This window comes from Streptomyces sp. WG5, assembly GCF_049974565.1.
Taxonomy (GTDB): Bacteria; Actinomycetota; Actinomycetes; order Streptomycetales; family Streptomycetaceae; genus Streptomyces.
Window position 1 is genome coordinate 194,339 of sequence record NZ_JBNGGC010000013.1, and the last position, 15,330, is coordinate 209,668.

11 protein-coding genes and 1 pseudogene are annotated in these 15,330 nt (G+C 69.3%); 9 read left to right on the forward strand and 3 right to left on the reverse strand.

Annotated elements, in window-relative coordinates:
* Window positions 1-177: 177 nt before the first annotated feature.
* Complete coding sequence (gene acnA / locus ACP4IX_RS16575) at window positions 178-2,892, reverse strand: aconitate hydratase AcnA (RefSeq protein ID WP_426555967.1); 2,715 nt, start codon at window positions 2,890-2,892, stop codon at window positions 178-180.
* 292 nt (window positions 2,893-3,184) lie between these two features.
* Between acnA and ACP4IX_RS16580 the strand changes: the two genes are divergently transcribed.
* The 3 genes and pseudogenes from ACP4IX_RS16580 to ACP4IX_RS16590 form a co-directional block, all read left to right on the forward strand.
* Window positions 3,185-3,382, forward strand: coding sequence for a DUF4236 domain-containing protein (locus ACP4IX_RS16580; RefSeq protein WP_426555951.1), 198 nt, complete (start codon window positions 3,185-3,187; stop codon window positions 3,380-3,382).
* A gap of 75 nt (window positions 3,383-3,457) precedes the next feature.
* Entirely contained in the window at window positions 3,458-4,987 is a 1,530-nt protein-coding gene (locus ACP4IX_RS16585) for a helix-turn-helix domain-containing protein (protein ID WP_426526607.1), read from the forward strand.
* A 604-nt stretch (window positions 4,988-5,591) separates the two neighbouring features.
* A pseudogene (locus ACP4IX_RS16590) lies at window positions 5,592-5,897 on the forward strand (ABC transporter ATP-binding protein); the annotation flags it as partial.
* A gap of 142 nt (window positions 5,898-6,039) precedes the next feature.
* Here ACP4IX_RS16590 and ACP4IX_RS16595 read toward each other — a convergent pair.
* Together ACP4IX_RS16595 and ACP4IX_RS16600 are read right to left on the reverse strand one after the other, a co-directional pair.
* Entirely contained in the window at window positions 6,040-6,930 is an 891-nt protein-coding gene (locus ACP4IX_RS16595) for an SDR family oxidoreductase (RefSeq protein WP_426526053.1), read from the reverse strand.
* Window positions 6,930-7,673, reverse strand: a complete 744-nt coding sequence (locus tag ACP4IX_RS16600; RefSeq protein WP_426526051.1) for an SDR family oxidoreductase — start codon at window positions 7,671-7,673, stop codon at window positions 6,930-6,932. The genes ACP4IX_RS16595 and ACP4IX_RS16600 overlap by 1 nt, the downstream gene beginning before the upstream one ends.
* Window positions 7,674-7,856: 183 nt before the next feature.
* Between ACP4IX_RS16600 and ACP4IX_RS16605 the strand changes: the two genes are divergently transcribed.
* The 6 genes from ACP4IX_RS16605 (at window position 7,857) to ACP4IX_RS16630 (ending at window position 15,159) form a co-directional block, all read left to right on the forward strand.
* Window positions 7,857-8,390: a TetR-like C-terminal domain-containing protein gene (locus tag ACP4IX_RS16605; RefSeq protein WP_426555952.1), complete on the forward strand. Its 534-nt coding sequence runs from the start codon at window positions 7,857-7,859 to the stop codon at window positions 8,388-8,390.
* Between the two features lie 507 nt (window positions 8,391-8,897).
* The gene (locus ACP4IX_RS16610; protein WP_426555953.1) at window positions 8,898-9,530 is read left to right on the forward strand and encodes a (2Fe-2S)-binding protein; all 633 of its coding nucleotides are present in this window, start codon (window positions 8,898-8,900) and stop codon (window positions 9,528-9,530) included.
* Window positions 9,527-10,510 (forward strand): FAD binding domain-containing protein, encoded by a 984-nt coding sequence (locus tag ACP4IX_RS16615; RefSeq protein ID WP_426526045.1) that lies wholly within the window; start codon window positions 9,527-9,529, stop codon window positions 10,508-10,510. The genes ACP4IX_RS16610 and ACP4IX_RS16615 overlap by 4 nt, the downstream gene beginning before the upstream one ends.
* Complete coding sequence (locus ACP4IX_RS16620) at window positions 10,507-12,717, forward strand: xanthine dehydrogenase family protein molybdopterin-binding subunit (protein ID WP_381944832.1); 2,211 nt, start codon at window positions 10,507-10,509, stop codon at window positions 12,715-12,717. The genes ACP4IX_RS16615 and ACP4IX_RS16620 overlap by 4 nt, the downstream gene beginning before the upstream one ends.
* Window positions 12,714-13,874: an XdhC family protein gene (locus ACP4IX_RS16625; RefSeq protein ID WP_381944830.1), complete on the forward strand. Its 1,161-nt coding sequence runs from the start codon at window positions 12,714-12,716 to the stop codon at window positions 13,872-13,874. The genes ACP4IX_RS16620 and ACP4IX_RS16625 overlap by 4 nt, the downstream gene beginning before the upstream one ends.
* Window positions 13,875-13,974: 100 nt before the next feature.
* Window positions 13,975-15,159: a PQQ-dependent sugar dehydrogenase gene (locus tag ACP4IX_RS16630; RefSeq protein ID WP_426555954.1), complete on the forward strand. Its 1,185-nt coding sequence runs from the start codon at window positions 13,975-13,977 to the stop codon at window positions 15,157-15,159.
* Window positions 15,160-15,330: the final 171 nt, after the last annotated feature.

Sequence of the window (15,330 nt, forward strand, 5' to 3'; positions counted from 1 at the left end):
GGTCCGGGCTTGCGGCCAGGACCCGCCACTCCCGTGTGCCGTCCCGTTCCCCACAGGTGACGGATGCCACCCTGCCCCGAGGCACCGGTGGTCACGCAACTCGCCCCGCGCCGGAACGCGCGCGGGGCCGCACCCCCGTCGCCGGGGATGCGGCCCTGAACCGCTGTGCCGTACCGCCTACTTGGTGATCAGGCTGCGCAGCACGTACTGCAGGATGCCGCCGTTGCGGTAGTAGTCCGCCTCACCGGGGGTGTCGATGCGGACGACCGCGTCGAACTCGACACCGGTGTCGGTGGTGACCTTCACCGTGCGCGGGGTCGTGCCGTCGTTCAGCTCGGTCACGCCGGTGACGGAGAAGGACTCCTCGCCCGTCAGACCGAGGGACTCGGCGTTGCGGCCCTCCGGGAACTGCAGCGGCAGGACGCCCATGCCGATGAGGTTCGAGCGGTGGATGCGCTCGTACGACTCGGCGATGACGGCCTTGACGCCGAGGAGCGCGGTGCCCTTGGCGGCCCAGTCGCGGGACGAGCCGGAGCCGTACTCCTTGCCGGCCAGGACGACGAGCGGAATGTTCTGCTCGATGTAGTTGCGGGAGGCGTCGTAGATGAACGACACCGGACCGCCGTCCTGGGTGAAGTCGCGGGTGTAGCCGCCCTCGGTGCCCGGCGCGATCTGGTTGCGCAGGCGGATGTTGGCGAACGTACCGCGGATCATGATCTCGTGGTTGCCGCGGCGCGAGCCGTAGCTGTTGAAGTCGCGGCGCTCGACGCCGTGCTCCGTGAGGTACTTGCCGGCCGGGGTGTCGGCCTTGATGGCACCGGCCGGGGAGATGTGGTCGGTGGTGACCGAGTCGCCCAGCTTGGCGAGCACGCGGGCGCCGGTGATGTCCTCGACCGGGGCCGGCTCCATGCCCATGCCCTCGAAGTACGGGGGCTTGCGGACGTAGGTGGACTCGGCGTCCCACTCGAAGGTGTCGCCGGTCGGGATCGGCAGCGCCTGCCACTGGGCGTCGCCCGCGAAGACGTCGCTGTAGGACTTGGAGAACATGTCCTCGCCGATGGCGTTGGCGACGACGTCGTTGACCTCGGCCTCGGAGGGCCAGATGTCCTTCAGGAAGACCGGGTTGCCGTCCTGGTCGGTGCCCAGGGCCTCCTTGGTGATGTCCACCTTCATGGAGCCCGCGAGGGCGTAGGCGACGACCAGCGGCGGCGACGCCAGGTAGTTCATCTTGACGTCGGGGTTGATCCGGCCCTCGAAGTTCCGGTTGCCGGAGAGGACCGAGGTGACGGCGAGGTCGTGGTCGTTGACGGCCTTGGAGACCTCGTCCGGCAGCGGGCCGGAGTTGCCGATGCAGGTGGTGCAGCCGTAGCCGACGAGGTTGAAGCCGACCTTGTCGAGGTACGGGGTCAGGCCCGCCTTCTCGAAGTAGTCGGTGACGACCTTGGAGCCCGGGGCGAGGGTGGTCTTGACCCACGGCTTGCGGGTCAGGCCCTTCTCGACCGCCTTCTTGGCCACCAGGGCGGCGGCGACCATGACGTACGGGTTGGAGGTGTTGGTGCAGGAGGTGATGGCCGCGACCGTCACCGCACCGTGGTCCAGCTCGTAGGTCGTGCCGTCGGGGGCGGTGACCGGGACCGGGTTGGACGGCACGCCGTTGGAGACGGCGGGGGCGTCGGAGGCCGGGAAGGACTCCTGGCCCGCCTCGTCCACGCTGTCGACGTAGTTGCGCACGTCCTGCTTGAACTGCTCGGCGGCGTTGGCGAGGACGATGCGGTCCTGCGGGCGCTTCGGGCCGGCGATGGATGGCACGACCGTCGCCAGGTCGAGCTCCAGCTTCTCGGAGAAGTCCGGCTCGGCCTTCGGGTCCAGCCAGAGGCCCTGCTGCTTGGCGTACGCCTCGACGAGGGCGACCTGCTGGTCGCTGCGGCCGGTCAGGCGCATGTAGTTCAGCGTCTCGTCGTCGATCGGGAAGATCGCGGCGGTGGAGCCGAACTCCGGCGACATGTTGCCGATGGTGGCGCGGTTGGCGAGGCTCGTGGCCGCCACACCCTCGCCGTAGAACTCGACGAACTTGCCGACGACACCGTGCTTGCGCAGCATCTCGGTGATGGTGAGCACCAGGTCGGTGGCGGTGGTGCCGGGGGTGAGCTCGCCGGTCAGCTTGAAGCCGACGACGCGCGGGATCAGCATGGAGACCGGCTGGCCGAGCATCGCGGCCTCGGCCTCGATGCCGCCGACGCCCCAGCCGAGGACGCCGAGGCCGTTGACCATGGTGGTGTGCGAGTCGGTGCCGACCAGGGTGTCGGGGTAGGCCTTGCCGTCACGGGTCATGACGACGCGGGCCAGGTGCTCGATGTTCACCTGGTGGACGATGCCGGTGCCCGGCGGGACGACCTTGAAGTCGTCGAAGGCGGTCTGGCCCCAGCGCAGGAACTGGTAGCGCTCGCGGTTGCGGCCGTACTCCAGGTCGACGTTCTGCTTGAAGGCGTCGGGGGTGCCGAACTTGTCGGCGATGACGGAGTGGTCGATGACCATCTCGGCCGGGGAGAGCGGGTTGATCTTGTTCGGGTCGCCGCCCAGCGCCTTGACGGCCTCACGCATGGTGGCGAGGTCGACCACGCAGGGCACGCCGGTGAAGTCCTGCATGATCACGCGGGCCGGCGTGAACTGGATCTCCTGCGACGGCTGGGCCTGCGAGTCCCAGCCGCCGAGGGCGCGGATGTGGTCGGCGGTGATGTTCGCGCCGTCCTCGGTGCGGAGCAGGTTCTCCAGCAGCACCTTCAGGCTGTAGGGAAGGCGCGCGGAGCCCTCGACCTTGTCCAGCCGGAAGATCTCGTACGACTCGTCGCCCACCTGCAGTGTGCTGCGGGCGTCGAAGCTGTTCGCCGACACGACAGTCTCCTTCATTTATGTGCGCGTACCACCGCATCCTGCCGCCACGCCGCCCTGGCCGATCCGCTAAGGTAAGGCTAAGTTAGGTAACCCTTACCAGGGTGGCGGCTGCGGTGCGCCTCGGCAGATATCTCGATGTCGAGATAACTCTAGTACATGGGGGCGGCCTGGTCATGCCCGGGCGCGGTGTGGCGTGCACCCCACCCCGAGTGACCCGTGCGGCCATCACTACGCCGAACGGGGGTATCCGACTCGCACCGGCACCACCCGGCACGACTCGGAAGGAGGCGCGATGCCCCTCACGTTCCGCAAGAGCTTCCGGATCCTCCCCGGAGTACGCCTGAACATCAACAAACATTCCTGGTCCGTCACGACCGGCGGCGGGAAAGGCCCACGCCACACCCGTAGCAGCACGGGACGCCGTACGACATCGTGGGATATGCCCGGACCTTTCGGATGGCGGCGCACCCGCTCGACCAGGCATCATTGAAGCGGCGTTGACGGCACGTCACCCGAGCGGACCCCCCGAGAGGCGCCATCTCATATCTGAGATAGCCTCAACCTCATGGCAGACGACTACCTCGTACGCATCGGCAAGCTCATCCGTGACGCCCGGCAGCACCGTGGCTGGACACAGTCGCAGCTTGCGGAGGCGCTCGGCACCAGTCAGAGCGCCGTCAACCGCATCGAGCGCGGCAACCAGAACATCAGCCTTGAGATGATCGCCCGCATCGGCGAAGCGCTGGACAGCGAAATCGTCTCTCTCGGCTACTCGGGCCCGATGCACCTGCGTGTGGTCGGCGGCCGGCGCCTCTCCGGCGCCATCGACGTCAAGACCAGCAAGAACGCCTGCGTGGCCCTGCTGTGCGCCTCGCTGCTCAACAAGGGGCGCACGGTGCTCCGCCGGGTCGCCCGCATCGAGGAGGTCTACCGCCTCCTGGAGGTGCTGAACTCCATCGGCGTACGCACCCGCTGGATCAACGACGGCACCGACCTGGAACTGGTGCCGCCGGCCGAGCTGGACATGGAGGCCATCGACGCCGAGGCGGCCGTCCGCACCCGCTCGATCATCATGTTCCTCGGCCCGCTGCTGCACCGCATGGACCACTTCCGGCTGCCCTACGCCGGCGGCTGCGACCTCGGCACCCGGACCATCGAGCCGCACATGATCGCGCTGCGCCGGTTCGGCCTGGACGTCGCCGCGACCGAGGGCCACTACCACGCGGTGGTCGACCGCCAGGTGCGCCCGGACCGCCCGATCGTGCTGACCGAGCGGGGCGACACGGTCACCGAGAACGCGCTCCTCGCCGCCGCCCGCCACGACGGCGTCACCGTCATCCGCAACGCCTCCTCCAACTACATGGTCCAGGACCTCTGCTTCTTCCTGGAGGCTCTGGGCGTACGGGTCGAGGGCATCGGCACCACCACCCTCACCGTGCACGGCCTGCCGGTCATCGACGCCGACGTGGACTACTCCCCCTCCGAGGACCCGGTCGAGGCGATGAGCCTGCTCGCCGCCGCCGTGGTCACCGAGTCGGAGCTGACGGTCCGCCGCGTCCCCATCGAGTTCCTGGAGATCGAGCTGGCGGTCCTGGAGGAGATGGGCCTCGACCACGACCGCACCCCGGAGTACTTCGCGGACAACGGTCGCACCCGCCTGGTGGACCTGACCGTCCGGCCGTCGAAGCTGGAGGCGCCGATCGACAAGATCCACCCGATGCCCTTCCCGGGCCTGAACATCGACAACGTCCCCTTCTTCGCGGCGATCGCGGCCTCCGCGCAGGGCCAGACCCTCATCCACGACTGGGTCTACGACAACCGCGCCATCTACCTCACCGACCTGAACCGCCTCGGCGGCCGACTCCAGCTCCTCGACCCCCACCGCGTCCTGGTCGAGGGCCCCACCCGCTGGCGCGCCGCCGAGATGATGTGCCCGCCGGCCCTGCGCCCCGCCGTGGTGGTCCTGCTGGCGATGATGGCGGCGGAGGGCACGTCGGTGCTGCGCAACGTGTACGTCATCAACCGGGGTTACGAGGACCTGGCCGAGCGGCTGAACTCGATCGGGGCGCAGATCGAGATCTTCCGGGACATCTGAGAGCCTTCAGAAACAACGCCACTAAACCCCTCCTGACCTGCGTGTATGTAAGCCAGGAGGGGTTCTGCTTCGCCTGTGGGACTTCTCAGGGACTTTTGGGCCGAGGCCGAGAGGCCGAGAGATGTCGGCCTCAGGGGCTGAAGGACGGATTGCCCGGCACTCCACGTAATGGGTCACCGGCAGGACGTCGGCCTGAGCGAGTCATAGAAAAGCACAGTTCAGGGCAGGTGTCGGCTCCCTGCCCCTGTCACGCCCAGAGCCCGTCCCGCTCCCTGCGGACGCAAGCTTCGCAACCTCGCCATCGGCCTGCTCAAAACCCTCGGAGCCGCCAACGTCACCAAAACCACCCGCGCAACCCGAGACCAGCCCGAACGAGCCCTCCCACTCCTGGGTACCACCGACAACCCCGACGCTCAGGAAACTTGATCAAGCCCTGCCGCGCGCCGCAGCCGAGGGGGCATCTGCGCGTCCAAGGCGTCGGCGTGTGCGGCCGCGACCTCGGGCACCGAAACCTCCCGGTCCTCGCGGACATGGCCTACATCGGTGCAGACGACTGGGTCACCACGGCGAAGCTTCGCCCGCCTGAAGTCCTGGCGCCGTCTTCCTGCTGCTCGACGAGCCGACGTCCCACCTGGACGCCGTCAACGAAGCCGCGCTCACCGCCGCGATACGGGACGTGGCGCAGGAGTGCGCCGTCCTGGTGATCGCGCACCGGCTGTCCACGGCCCAGCACGCGGACCGGATCGTCGTGATGGACGAGGGCAGAGCCGTCGTCTGCGGACGTCACGAGGAACTTTTCACCAGCAGTCCCACCTACCGCGAACTGGCCGCCGGCCAGATGCTCCGCCCGGCCGACACCCGGACCTCCCCGGTGACGACCGTGAATCCGCACCCGCACCACCCGCTGTGAGCCGGCGGCCGGACACGAGACCGAGAGCGCCTCGGCCTGTCGTGTGATGTCCAGGAAGGTGCGGGACCGGCCGCGCACGCGGCGGCCCGCCGGGCCGCCGCGGCCAAGGCACCACACCACCCGGGAGACCGCGTCCGGGGGTCTACTCGCGCAGTCGCAGCAGGTCGCCGAATCCCATGCGGTGGACGAAGCTCTCCCGGACGAGGTCGGAGAAGGCCATGACGTGGTCGACACCGGCTTCGGTGAAGTCGACGACGGTACGGAAGGGTTTGTGCCCGCGGGGCAGGGCGAGCACCCGCGCGATCTCGTCGGCGACACGTTGAGGATCCGGGTCAAGGCCGGGCCGGACCAGACTTGCCGTGGCGTCCTCGTTGCGGGCGACCATCGGGTCGAGGGCGGAATAGGCGGATGCGACCGTGGCGTCGGATGCGCGGCTCGCACGGGGGAAATGAGAGGTTCCCCGCGTGATGGCACCGGGCATGACGATGCTGGTCTCGATGCCGAACGGGGCCACCTCGTAGGAGGTCGCCACGGCCAGCGTGTCGAAGGCTGCCTTGGAGGCCGCATAGGGACCGAGGAACGGCGGCGTGGAGACGATGATGGTGCTGCCCACGTACAGCAGCGTGCCGGAGCCCTGTTCACGCAGGTGGGGCAAGGCGGCGCGGTTGACGCGGTGGGCGCCGACCGCGTTGATGTCGAGGAGGTGGGTCAGGTCGTCGTCGGTGAACGCCTCGGCGTAGCCGACGCAGAGATGACCGGCGTTGTTGACGACGACATCGAGGTGGCCCGCACGGTCGACCACGGTACGCACCGCGGCGTCGGCCGATTCCTGGGAGGACACGTCGAGTGGCACCGCCACGAGGTCGAGGTTCTCGGCGGCCGCGATCCTCGCCATCTCAGCAGCAGTGGCCGCGCCGTCCTCGCTGGTGAGGGAACGCATGCCGGCGTAGACACGGTGACCCTGCCGGGCGAGGGTGAGTGAGGTCAGGCGGCCGATACCGGTACTGGAACCGGTGATGAGGACGACGGACATCACGCGGCCCCGCCGTTGGCGTACAGCACCTGGCCGTTCACCCAGCGCCCCGGACCCGCGACGAACGCCGTGACCTCGGCGATGTCCGCGGGCGTGCCCAGACGCTCCATCGGGTTGAGACTCGCGATGTGCTGAACGACCTGCTCGCTCTTGCCCTCGAAGAACAGGGGTGTGGCAGTGGGTCCCGGCGCGACGGCGTTGACAGTGATGTCACGGCCGCGCAGTTCCCGGGCGAGGATCAGGGTCATTGCCTCGACGGCACCCTTGGACGCCGCGTAGGGGCCGTAGTTCGGCATCTGCAGCCGCGTCACGGAAGTGGAGAAGTTGATGATCGCCCCACCGGAGCGGACCTGTCGGGCGGCGAGCTGGTTGACGACGAACGTGCCGCGGACGTTCGTCCGCTGGATGCGGTCGAAGGTGTCCAGGTCCATCTGCGTGATCGGGGCGAGCGGCATGATGCCGGCCGTGTGCGCGACGACGTCGACACCGCCGAAGATGTCGGTGGCGTGGTCGAACAGTGCCGCCATCGCCTCCGGGTCGGCGACGTCACCTCCGAAGACTGTGGCTCGACCACCCAGGGCGGCGACAGCCTCCGCAGCCTCCCGCGCCTTCGCCTCGTTCGAGCTGTAGTGCACGACCACGGAGACCTTGTCCTTCGCCAGGCGTTCGACGACGGCTCTGCCGATACCCCCCGAGCCGCCGGTCACGACGGCGACGCGTGAAGAGGTCTGAGTTGCGGACATGAGGACTCCTAGTTATGTGGACTTCCTGTACATATAACGGTAGCCGAATAAAGACACCCCGTCCACTAAGCTGAGCACCGCTGGCACAGCGGAAGGAGTGACCCCATGACGGACGAGCCGTTGAGTGCATCCCCACCTCGTCGTGGACGTGGGCGACGACCGGCGGCCGAAGTGCGGGCGGGGGTGCTGCGGGCAGCCGCCGCCCTGCTGCTGAACGAGGGGATCAAGGCCGTCACCTTCGACCGGGTCGCCAAGGCGGCCGGGTCCAGCAAGATGACCCTGTACAAATGGTGGCCGTCCGCCGGAGCGCTCGCGGCAGAGGCGTTCTTCGCGCACAGCGAGCACCAGCTGGAGTTCCCGGACACCGGCGACATCAGGGCCGACCTGACCTCCCAGCTCCGCGCTTTCGTCCGGCTGATCACGCACGCCGACACGGGGACGGCCATCGCGGGGCTGATCGGGGTGGCGCAGACCGACCCGGAGCTGTCCGCGGCGTTCTCCCAGCACTACTCCGCACCACGCCGGGCCCTGGCGCTCACCGTGTTCGAGAGGGCCCGCGACCGCGGGCAGCTCCGCGGTGACATCGATCTCGGCATCCTCGTGGACCAGCTGTGGGGCGCCTGCTACAACCGTCTGCTCATCCCCGACGCACCCCTGAACGAGGACTACGCCATCGCCCTCGTGAACAACGTCCTGGATGGCGCCTCGACGACGTAAGGACTGAAACCTGGTCGCCGGAGCGGCGGAAGCGGCACCCCGTCGACGGGGTGGGCCTTGCCGTGTCTGTCGCAGTGCGCGACGAGTTCGACGCGGTGCCGCATCTCCGTGGTCGGCGGGGTGGGGCGGCTTGGATGCGCTGCCACGTGGAGGCGGCGCTCGTCCCGAGACGGCGGAGACGGCGGTGCGCGTCACCCCGCGAAGGTGACTGTCCGAGGGTGACTCCTTCAACCCCCCTTCGTGCGCGGTGAGTTCGAAGCCGCGATCGGCCACGTCGAAGTTTCTCTCTTGTGGACCGCTTGTACATTTCTGTGTATCGTCTCAAGTGGATGCGGCGTCCATATCTTGTGGAGGGGGTGAACCCTGCCCGGCCGGAAGGCCGGCCGCCGAGCAGCACCTTTCTCGGTCACATGGCGACCGGTTGTACCCCCACGCGACGCGCTGATGCCTTGCCGTGCCGAGGAACGCAGATCCTGCCGTAATCATCCCCGCGAGGAGAGACACACCATGTCCGATCCTGACGACCTTTCAGGTGATGAGCACAGTCGCCGGAGTGTGCTCAAGGCCGGCGCCGTCGGCGCCGCCGTGGCCACGGCGGGCGGCGTAGCGCCGCTCGCGTTTGGTTCTTCGACCGCCGCCGGTGCGGAAGGCGCGCTGTCGTCCCCGGTTCCGACGGCCGAAGTGACCCTTCGCGTCAACGGCAGGGAGCGGCGTGTCACGGTGGAATCCCGCGTCACCTTGTTGGACACCCTGCGTGAGCGCCTGGGTGTGACGGGCCCGAAGAAGGGCTGCGACCGCGGTGAGTGCGGCGCCTGCACCGTTCTGGTCGAGGGCCGGCGGATCAAGTCCTGCATGACGCTTGCCGTCATGGAGGACGGCCGTGAGATCACCACGGTCGAAGGCTTGGCCCGCGGCGACGAACTGCACCCCGTGCAGGCGGCGTTCATCCAGCGGGATGCCTTCCAGTGCGGGTTCTGCACATCGGGGCAGATCATGTCCGCCGTCGCCTGCATCGAGGAGGGCCATGCCGGGTCCGACGCCGAGATCCGGGAGTGGATGAGCGGCAACCTGTGCCGGTGCGGCTGCTATCCGAACATCGTCGAAGCGGTACGCGACGCCGCGAAGGGGAACAAGCGGTGAAACTCTTCGACTACGCGCGTTCGGCGCGTGCGGCCGACGCCGTGCGCCTGGTTGCGGGCCACCCCGGTGGCGCGTTCATCGGGGGCGGGACCGAGCTGACGAATCTGATGAAGGACGGCGTCCTCGCTCCCGACCTCGTCGTGGACGTGAGCACGCTGGCGCTGGCGGACGTCGGCATGAGGCGAGGCCGACTGCACATCGGTGCCACGGCCCGGATGAGTGATGTCGCGGACCACCCGGTGGTCCGCGAACAGTTCCCGGTCCTGTCCGAAGCACTGCTGGCCTCCGCCTCCCCGCAGGTCCGCAACAGGGCCACGATCGGCGGGAACCTCATGCAGCGGACCCGGTGCTGGTACTACCGGGACATCGGCAGCCCCTGCAACAAACGTGAACCCGGCAGCGGATGCCCGGCCATCGAAGGGCAGAACCGCTGGCACGCGATCCACGGAGGCAGTGATCACTGCATCGCCGTCCATCCGTCCGATCTGGCCGTCGCGCTGACCGCTCTCGACGCGACGGTACTCACCCTCGGACCGGACGGGCGCCGGTCCATCCCCGTCGAGGACTTCTACCGCCTGCCCGGTACGGCCCCCGACAGGGAGACGGCGCTGCGGCACGGCGAACTCATCACCGGTGTCGACATCCCCGAAGGCGGACCGGCGGCAGGCTCGCGCTACCTGAAGTTGCGCGACCGGGCCTCGTTCGAGTTCGCCGTAGTCTCCGTGGCGGCTGCCCTGACCCGAAGGGGAGGGGTCGTCACCGACGTGCGGCTCGCCTTCGGCGGCATCGCCACCAGGCCGTGGCGCTCAAGGGGCGCCGAGGCGGCCCTGAGCGGCCGCCCGCTGACCCGAGCCACCATCACGGCAGCCGGCAAGGCCCTGGTCGAACACGCTCAGCCGCGTGAACACAACGCGTTCAAGGTCGAGTTGGTGCAACGCGCCCTCACCGACATCCTCGAGGACCTCGGAGGTCGCGCATGAGTCCGATCGTCGGAAGCCCCGTGGCCAGGACCGACGGACGCGCCAAGGTCACGGGTGCGGCCACCTACACCGCGGACGTCCAGGTCCGCGGAGCCCTGTACGGCCACCTCGTCCTCAGCACCGTCGCCAACGGACGAGTCACCCGCATCAGCACCCAGGACGCCGAGCGTTCGCCCGGTGTGGTCGCCGTCTTCACCCACGAGAACATGCCCCGCCTGACCGTTCCCACCTCGCAGCTCGCGGCCTACTGGAAGCGCACCGTCCCCCTGCAGAACGCGGACATCCACCACAGCGGCCAGCCCGTGGCCTATGTGGTGGCAGACACTCTGGAGCAGGCTCAGCACGCGGCGTCGCTCGTCAGCGTCTCCTACGACACCCGCACGCCCCGGGCCAGCCTCGCCGACGCCATGGACGAGGCGTACGTACCCCCGCCGGGCCTGGAAGGTCCCAACGAGGTCATCCGCGGCGACGTCGAGGCGGGGCTGGCGCAGGCGGACGTCCGCATCGACGTCGGCTACACCACCCCCATGCACCACCACAACGCCCTGGAGCCGTCTGCGACCACGGCCGTCTGGGACGGCGACCTGCTGACGGTGTACGAAACCGCGCAGGGCATCGGCGCCACCCGTCTCAGCCTCTCCGAAGCGCTCGGTGACCTGCCTGTGGAGAACGTCCGTGTGCTGTCCCCGTTCCTGGGCGGAGGCTTCGGCGCGAAGGGCCCGGTGTGGCCGCACACCCTGTTCACCGCCGCCGTCTCCCGCCGTCTGAAGCGTCCGGTCAAGCTGGTGCTCTCCCGCGCCCAGGCGTACACCTCCAACGGTCACCGCCCCGAGTCCCACCAGCGGTTCAGGATCGGAGCCAAGCGCGACGGCACGCTCACCGCGATCGACCACGTCACCACATCCCAGGTCAGCCGTACCGAGGACCTGCTGTTCAACACCAGCGAACCCACGCGCATGCTGTACGCCTGTCCCCACGTCCACGTGGCCCACAGGGCCGTGAAGCTGCACCTGCCCGCTCCGAGCAACATGAGGTCACCGGAGGTCGTGGCCTCCCACGGTCTGGAGACGGCTCTCGACGAGCTGAGCTACGAACTGGGCATGGACCCCATCGAGCTTCGACTGCGCAATCACACCTCTGTCAATCCTGACAACGGAGCCGCCTTCGGCAGTAAGCACCTGCGGGAGTGCTACCGCCGCGGAGCGGACGGATTCGGCTGGAGCAAGCGCGATCCGCGGCCCGGGTCGATGCGTGACGGGGACACCCTGGTCGGCTGGGGCATGGCGTCCGCGGCGCACACGGCCGGCGGAAGGCCGGGAGCGGGCGCGCGTGTCGTGATCTCCGCCGACGGGAGAGCAGCGGTCCAGGTCGCCACCCACGACATCGGCACCGGTACGTACACGGTGATGTCGCAAGTGGCCGCGGACAGCCTGGGAGTCGAGTTCGACGACGTGGACTTCGAACTCGGCGACACCGATTTCCCGTACGCGTTCGTCTCCGCCGCGTCGGCCACCGTCCCCGGCGTGGGGGCCGCGGTCAATCGCGCATGCACCACCGCGCGCCGGACCGTGATCGACATCGCTGTCGCGGACACACGCTCTCCCCTCCACCGCGTCCCGGCCGACCGGATCACGGTCGAGAGCGGTGTCCTGTACGACACCGAACGGCCCAGGCGCCGCGACACCGTCCGTGCGGTCGTCACCCGGCACGGCCGGCCGGTGGAGGCGACCACCAGCCCCGTCGCCACTCCCCCCGGTTACTCCACGGGGGCCGTTTTCGCGGAAGTACGGGTCGACCCCGGGCTCGGACAGGTCCGCGTCACCCGCATGCACGGGGTGTTCGACGCCGGCCGCATCCTCAACCGCAGGACACTGCGCAGCCAGGCGATCGGCGGGGCGGTCTGGGCCGTCGGCTTCACCCTGACCGAGCACACCCTGGTCGACCACCACCTGGGGCGGATCGTCAACCCCAACCTGTCGGGCTACCTGGTACCCGTCAACGCCGATGTTCCCGAGATCCACATCGGCTTCGTGGACAAGCCCGACCCGGTCTTCGAGGAAGCGTTCGGAGCGCGGGGGTTCGGGGAGACGCCGATGACCGGGATGACGGCAGCCATCGGCAACGCCGTCTACCATGCCACCGGGCGCCGCATCCGCGATCTTCCCCTCACCCAGGACAGGATCATCGGGGACGGGGAAGCGGAATGACCGGCGTGTGGGAGCAGGTCCACCGTTTCTGGGAAGCCGGCACACCCTGCGCGGTCGCCACGGTGGTCTCGACGTACGGCTCGGCCCCCCGTCGGCCCGGAGCCGTCATGGTCTGCGCCCCAAACGGAACCGTCACCGGCAGCGTGTCGGGCGGCTGCGTCGAAGGCGCCGTGTACGACCTGGCGCAGCAGGTCATGCAGGACGGCATCCCCGTGCTCGAACGCTACGCGGTGAGCGACGACGACGCCGGAGCGGTCGGTCTGACGTGCGGCGGAACCATCGAAGTCTTCATCGAGCGCGTCGACCGGCACTCCTTCCCCGAACTGGGCACCCTTGTCCGGCACATACGGGACGAGGTGGCCGTCGCTCTGGCCACGATCGTCGAGGCCGACGGGCCGGTACGCGCTGGAAAGCACCTCGTGTGCTGGGACGGTGGCACGAGCGGCAGCACGGGCGATCCCGCCTTCGACGGTGACACCGTGGGTACCGTCGGACGCCTGCTCGAGCAGGGGCGCTCCGGTGTGTTGCGCAGAGACTCGGCCGACGAGGACTCCAGTCCCGGCCCGCGGATATTCGTCAACTCCCTCGTGCCGCCGCCGCGCATGCTGATCTATGGATCCAACGAGTTCGCCGCGGCCCTCGCCCGCCAAGGCGTACTGCTCGGCTTCCGGGTCACGGCGTGCGACGCGCGGCCGGTGTTCACCACCCCCGAGCGTTTTCCGGACGCGGCCGAGGTCGTCGTGGACTGGCCCCACCGCCACCTCGCCGCCGAGTCGGCGGCAGGGCGGATCGACGGCCGGACCGTGGTCGTGTCGCTCACCCACGATCCCAAGTTCGACGTGCCCCTGCTTCAGGCGGCGCTGCGGATGGACCTGGCCTACGTCGGCGCCCTGGGCTCCCGCCGGAGCACCGAGCGACGCGGGGCATCGCTGCAGGCCGCGGGGGTGCGCCACGACGAACTGACCAGGCTCAGTTCCCCCGCCGGGCTCGACCTGGGTGGTGCCGATCCAGCGGAGACCGCCCTGGCCGTCTGCGCCGAAATCCTCCTCCTCCGCCATGGCGGCCGCGGTGCCCGGCTGTCCGGGGGCACGGGTCCGATCCACCGGGAGGAGGCCCCGGCGGCCGTTCCCTCCCTGTCGGGGGCGGGGCACCTGTGATTCCGGGAATCACGGACCGCCCAGCCGCAGCGCTCGGCGACCTGACACACGAGGTCTTCGTACGGCGGCCTGGATCCGCCGGGACACGGGAGATGAAGCGATGAACGATGTGTCGCGCAGGCAGGGCGCGGGTTCGCACGGCAGGTTGAGGCGAACGGCCCTGGGGCTGTCGAGCGGGGTCCTGTCCTTGGGCCTCGTACTGAGCGGTTGTTCCGGATCGCCCGAGGAGCCACGGTCCAGGGCGTCGCTGCCGGCGACCGCGTCCGCGCCGCCCGGCGGCAGGGACGCCGTGGCGACGCTCGGCGAGCCCACCGAGGTGACCACCGGTCTCGACGCACCGTGGGGGCTGACCTTCCTGCCGGACGGTTCGGCACTCGTCTCCGAACGGATCACCGGCAAGATCCGGCGCATCCCTGCCGACGGCGGAAGGGCGCGGACGGTCGGGGTCGTCCCCGACGTGCGCGCCACCTCCGAGGGAGGACTGCTCGGTATCGTCGCCTCACCCGACTTCGCCGACGACCGCACGGTCTACGCCTCGGTCTCCGGCGCCAGGGAGAACCGGATCGTCGCACTCACGATCGCAGAAGACTTCCGCTCCCTCACCCTCAACCGGGTCCTGCTCGACGGCATCCGGACCGCCGACCGTCACCACGGCGGCCGCATCGTCGTCGGACCCGACGGCCACCTGTGGATCGGCACCGGCGACGCCTTCGAACCCGAGAACGCGGCGGACGACGAATCCCTCAACGGCAAGATCCTGCGCATCGCCACCGACGGCTCCGTCCCGCGCGACAATCCGGGGGACTCACCGATCTACTCCAGCGGGCACCGAAACGTCCAGGGCATCGCCTTCGGCCCCGACCGCACCGCCTACGCCTCAGAACTCGGGCACCGCACCTGGGACGAGGTGAACGTGCTCCGCGCGGGCGCCGACTACGGATGGCCCGAGTCCGAGGGCACCCGGGGATCGGCCGGCGAGGAACCCATCGCGGTCATCCACCCCGACGACGCCAGTCCGTCCGGGGTCGCCTACGCCGAGGGGTCACTGTGGATCGGCGCCCTCGGCGGCCAGCGGCTCTGGCAACTGCCCGTCGACGCCACCGTCGCCACCGCGGAGCCCATCACCCACCATAGAGGTGACTACGGCCGTATCCGCACCGTCGAGGTCGCGCCCGACGGAGCGCTGTGGATCGTCACCTCCAACACCGACCTCGCCACCTGGGGCGGCACCGACCCGCGCCCAGGCGACGACCGCATCCTGCGCATCGAGGTCGACCAGCCCTGACTACGGCCGACACGACACCTCAACTTCAACGATGCCGAGTACCGACTCCTCGTCCGGACAGCCGCCGTATGCCATATGACCGTCGCCGGCTTTCTCGCCCGTTCCGCTCTCAACGCCGCCCGCGACATCGACCGCACCGCCACGGACTTCGGGCCGGCTGCCCGGCCCCTT

Bases quoted from the DNA above. Each gene is read 5' to 3' on its own strand.
- ACP4IX_RS16595 (WP_426526053.1), bottom strand. From the start codon at position 6,930: ATGTCCGTCGTCCTCATCACCGGTTCCAGTACCGGTATCGGCCGCCTG.
- ACP4IX_RS16630 (WP_426555954.1), top strand. From the start codon at position 13,975: ATGAACGATGTGTCGCGCAGGCAGGGCGCGGGTTCGCACGGCAGGTTG.
- ACP4IX_RS16610 (WP_426555953.1), top strand. From the start codon at position 8,898: ATGTCCGATCCTGACGACCTTTCAGGTGATGAGCACAGTCGCCGGAGT.
- ACP4IX_RS16600 (WP_426526051.1), bottom strand. From the start codon at position 7,673: ATGTCCGCAACTCAGACCTCTTCACGCGTCGCCGTCGTGACCGGCGGC.
- ACP4IX_RS16585 (WP_426526607.1), top strand. From the start codon at position 3,458: ATGGCAGACGACTACCTCGTACGCATCGGCAAGCTCATCCGTGACGCC.
- ACP4IX_RS16620 (WP_381944832.1), top strand. From the start codon at position 10,507: ATGAGTCCGATCGTCGGAAGCCCCGTGGCCAGGACCGACGGACGCGCC.
- ACP4IX_RS16580 (WP_426555951.1), top strand. From the start codon at position 3,185: ATGCCCCTCACGTTCCGCAAGAGCTTCCGGATCCTCCCCGGAGTACGC.
- ACP4IX_RS16625 (WP_381944830.1), top strand. From the start codon at position 12,714: ATGACCGGCGTGTGGGAGCAGGTCCACCGTTTCTGGGAAGCCGGCACA.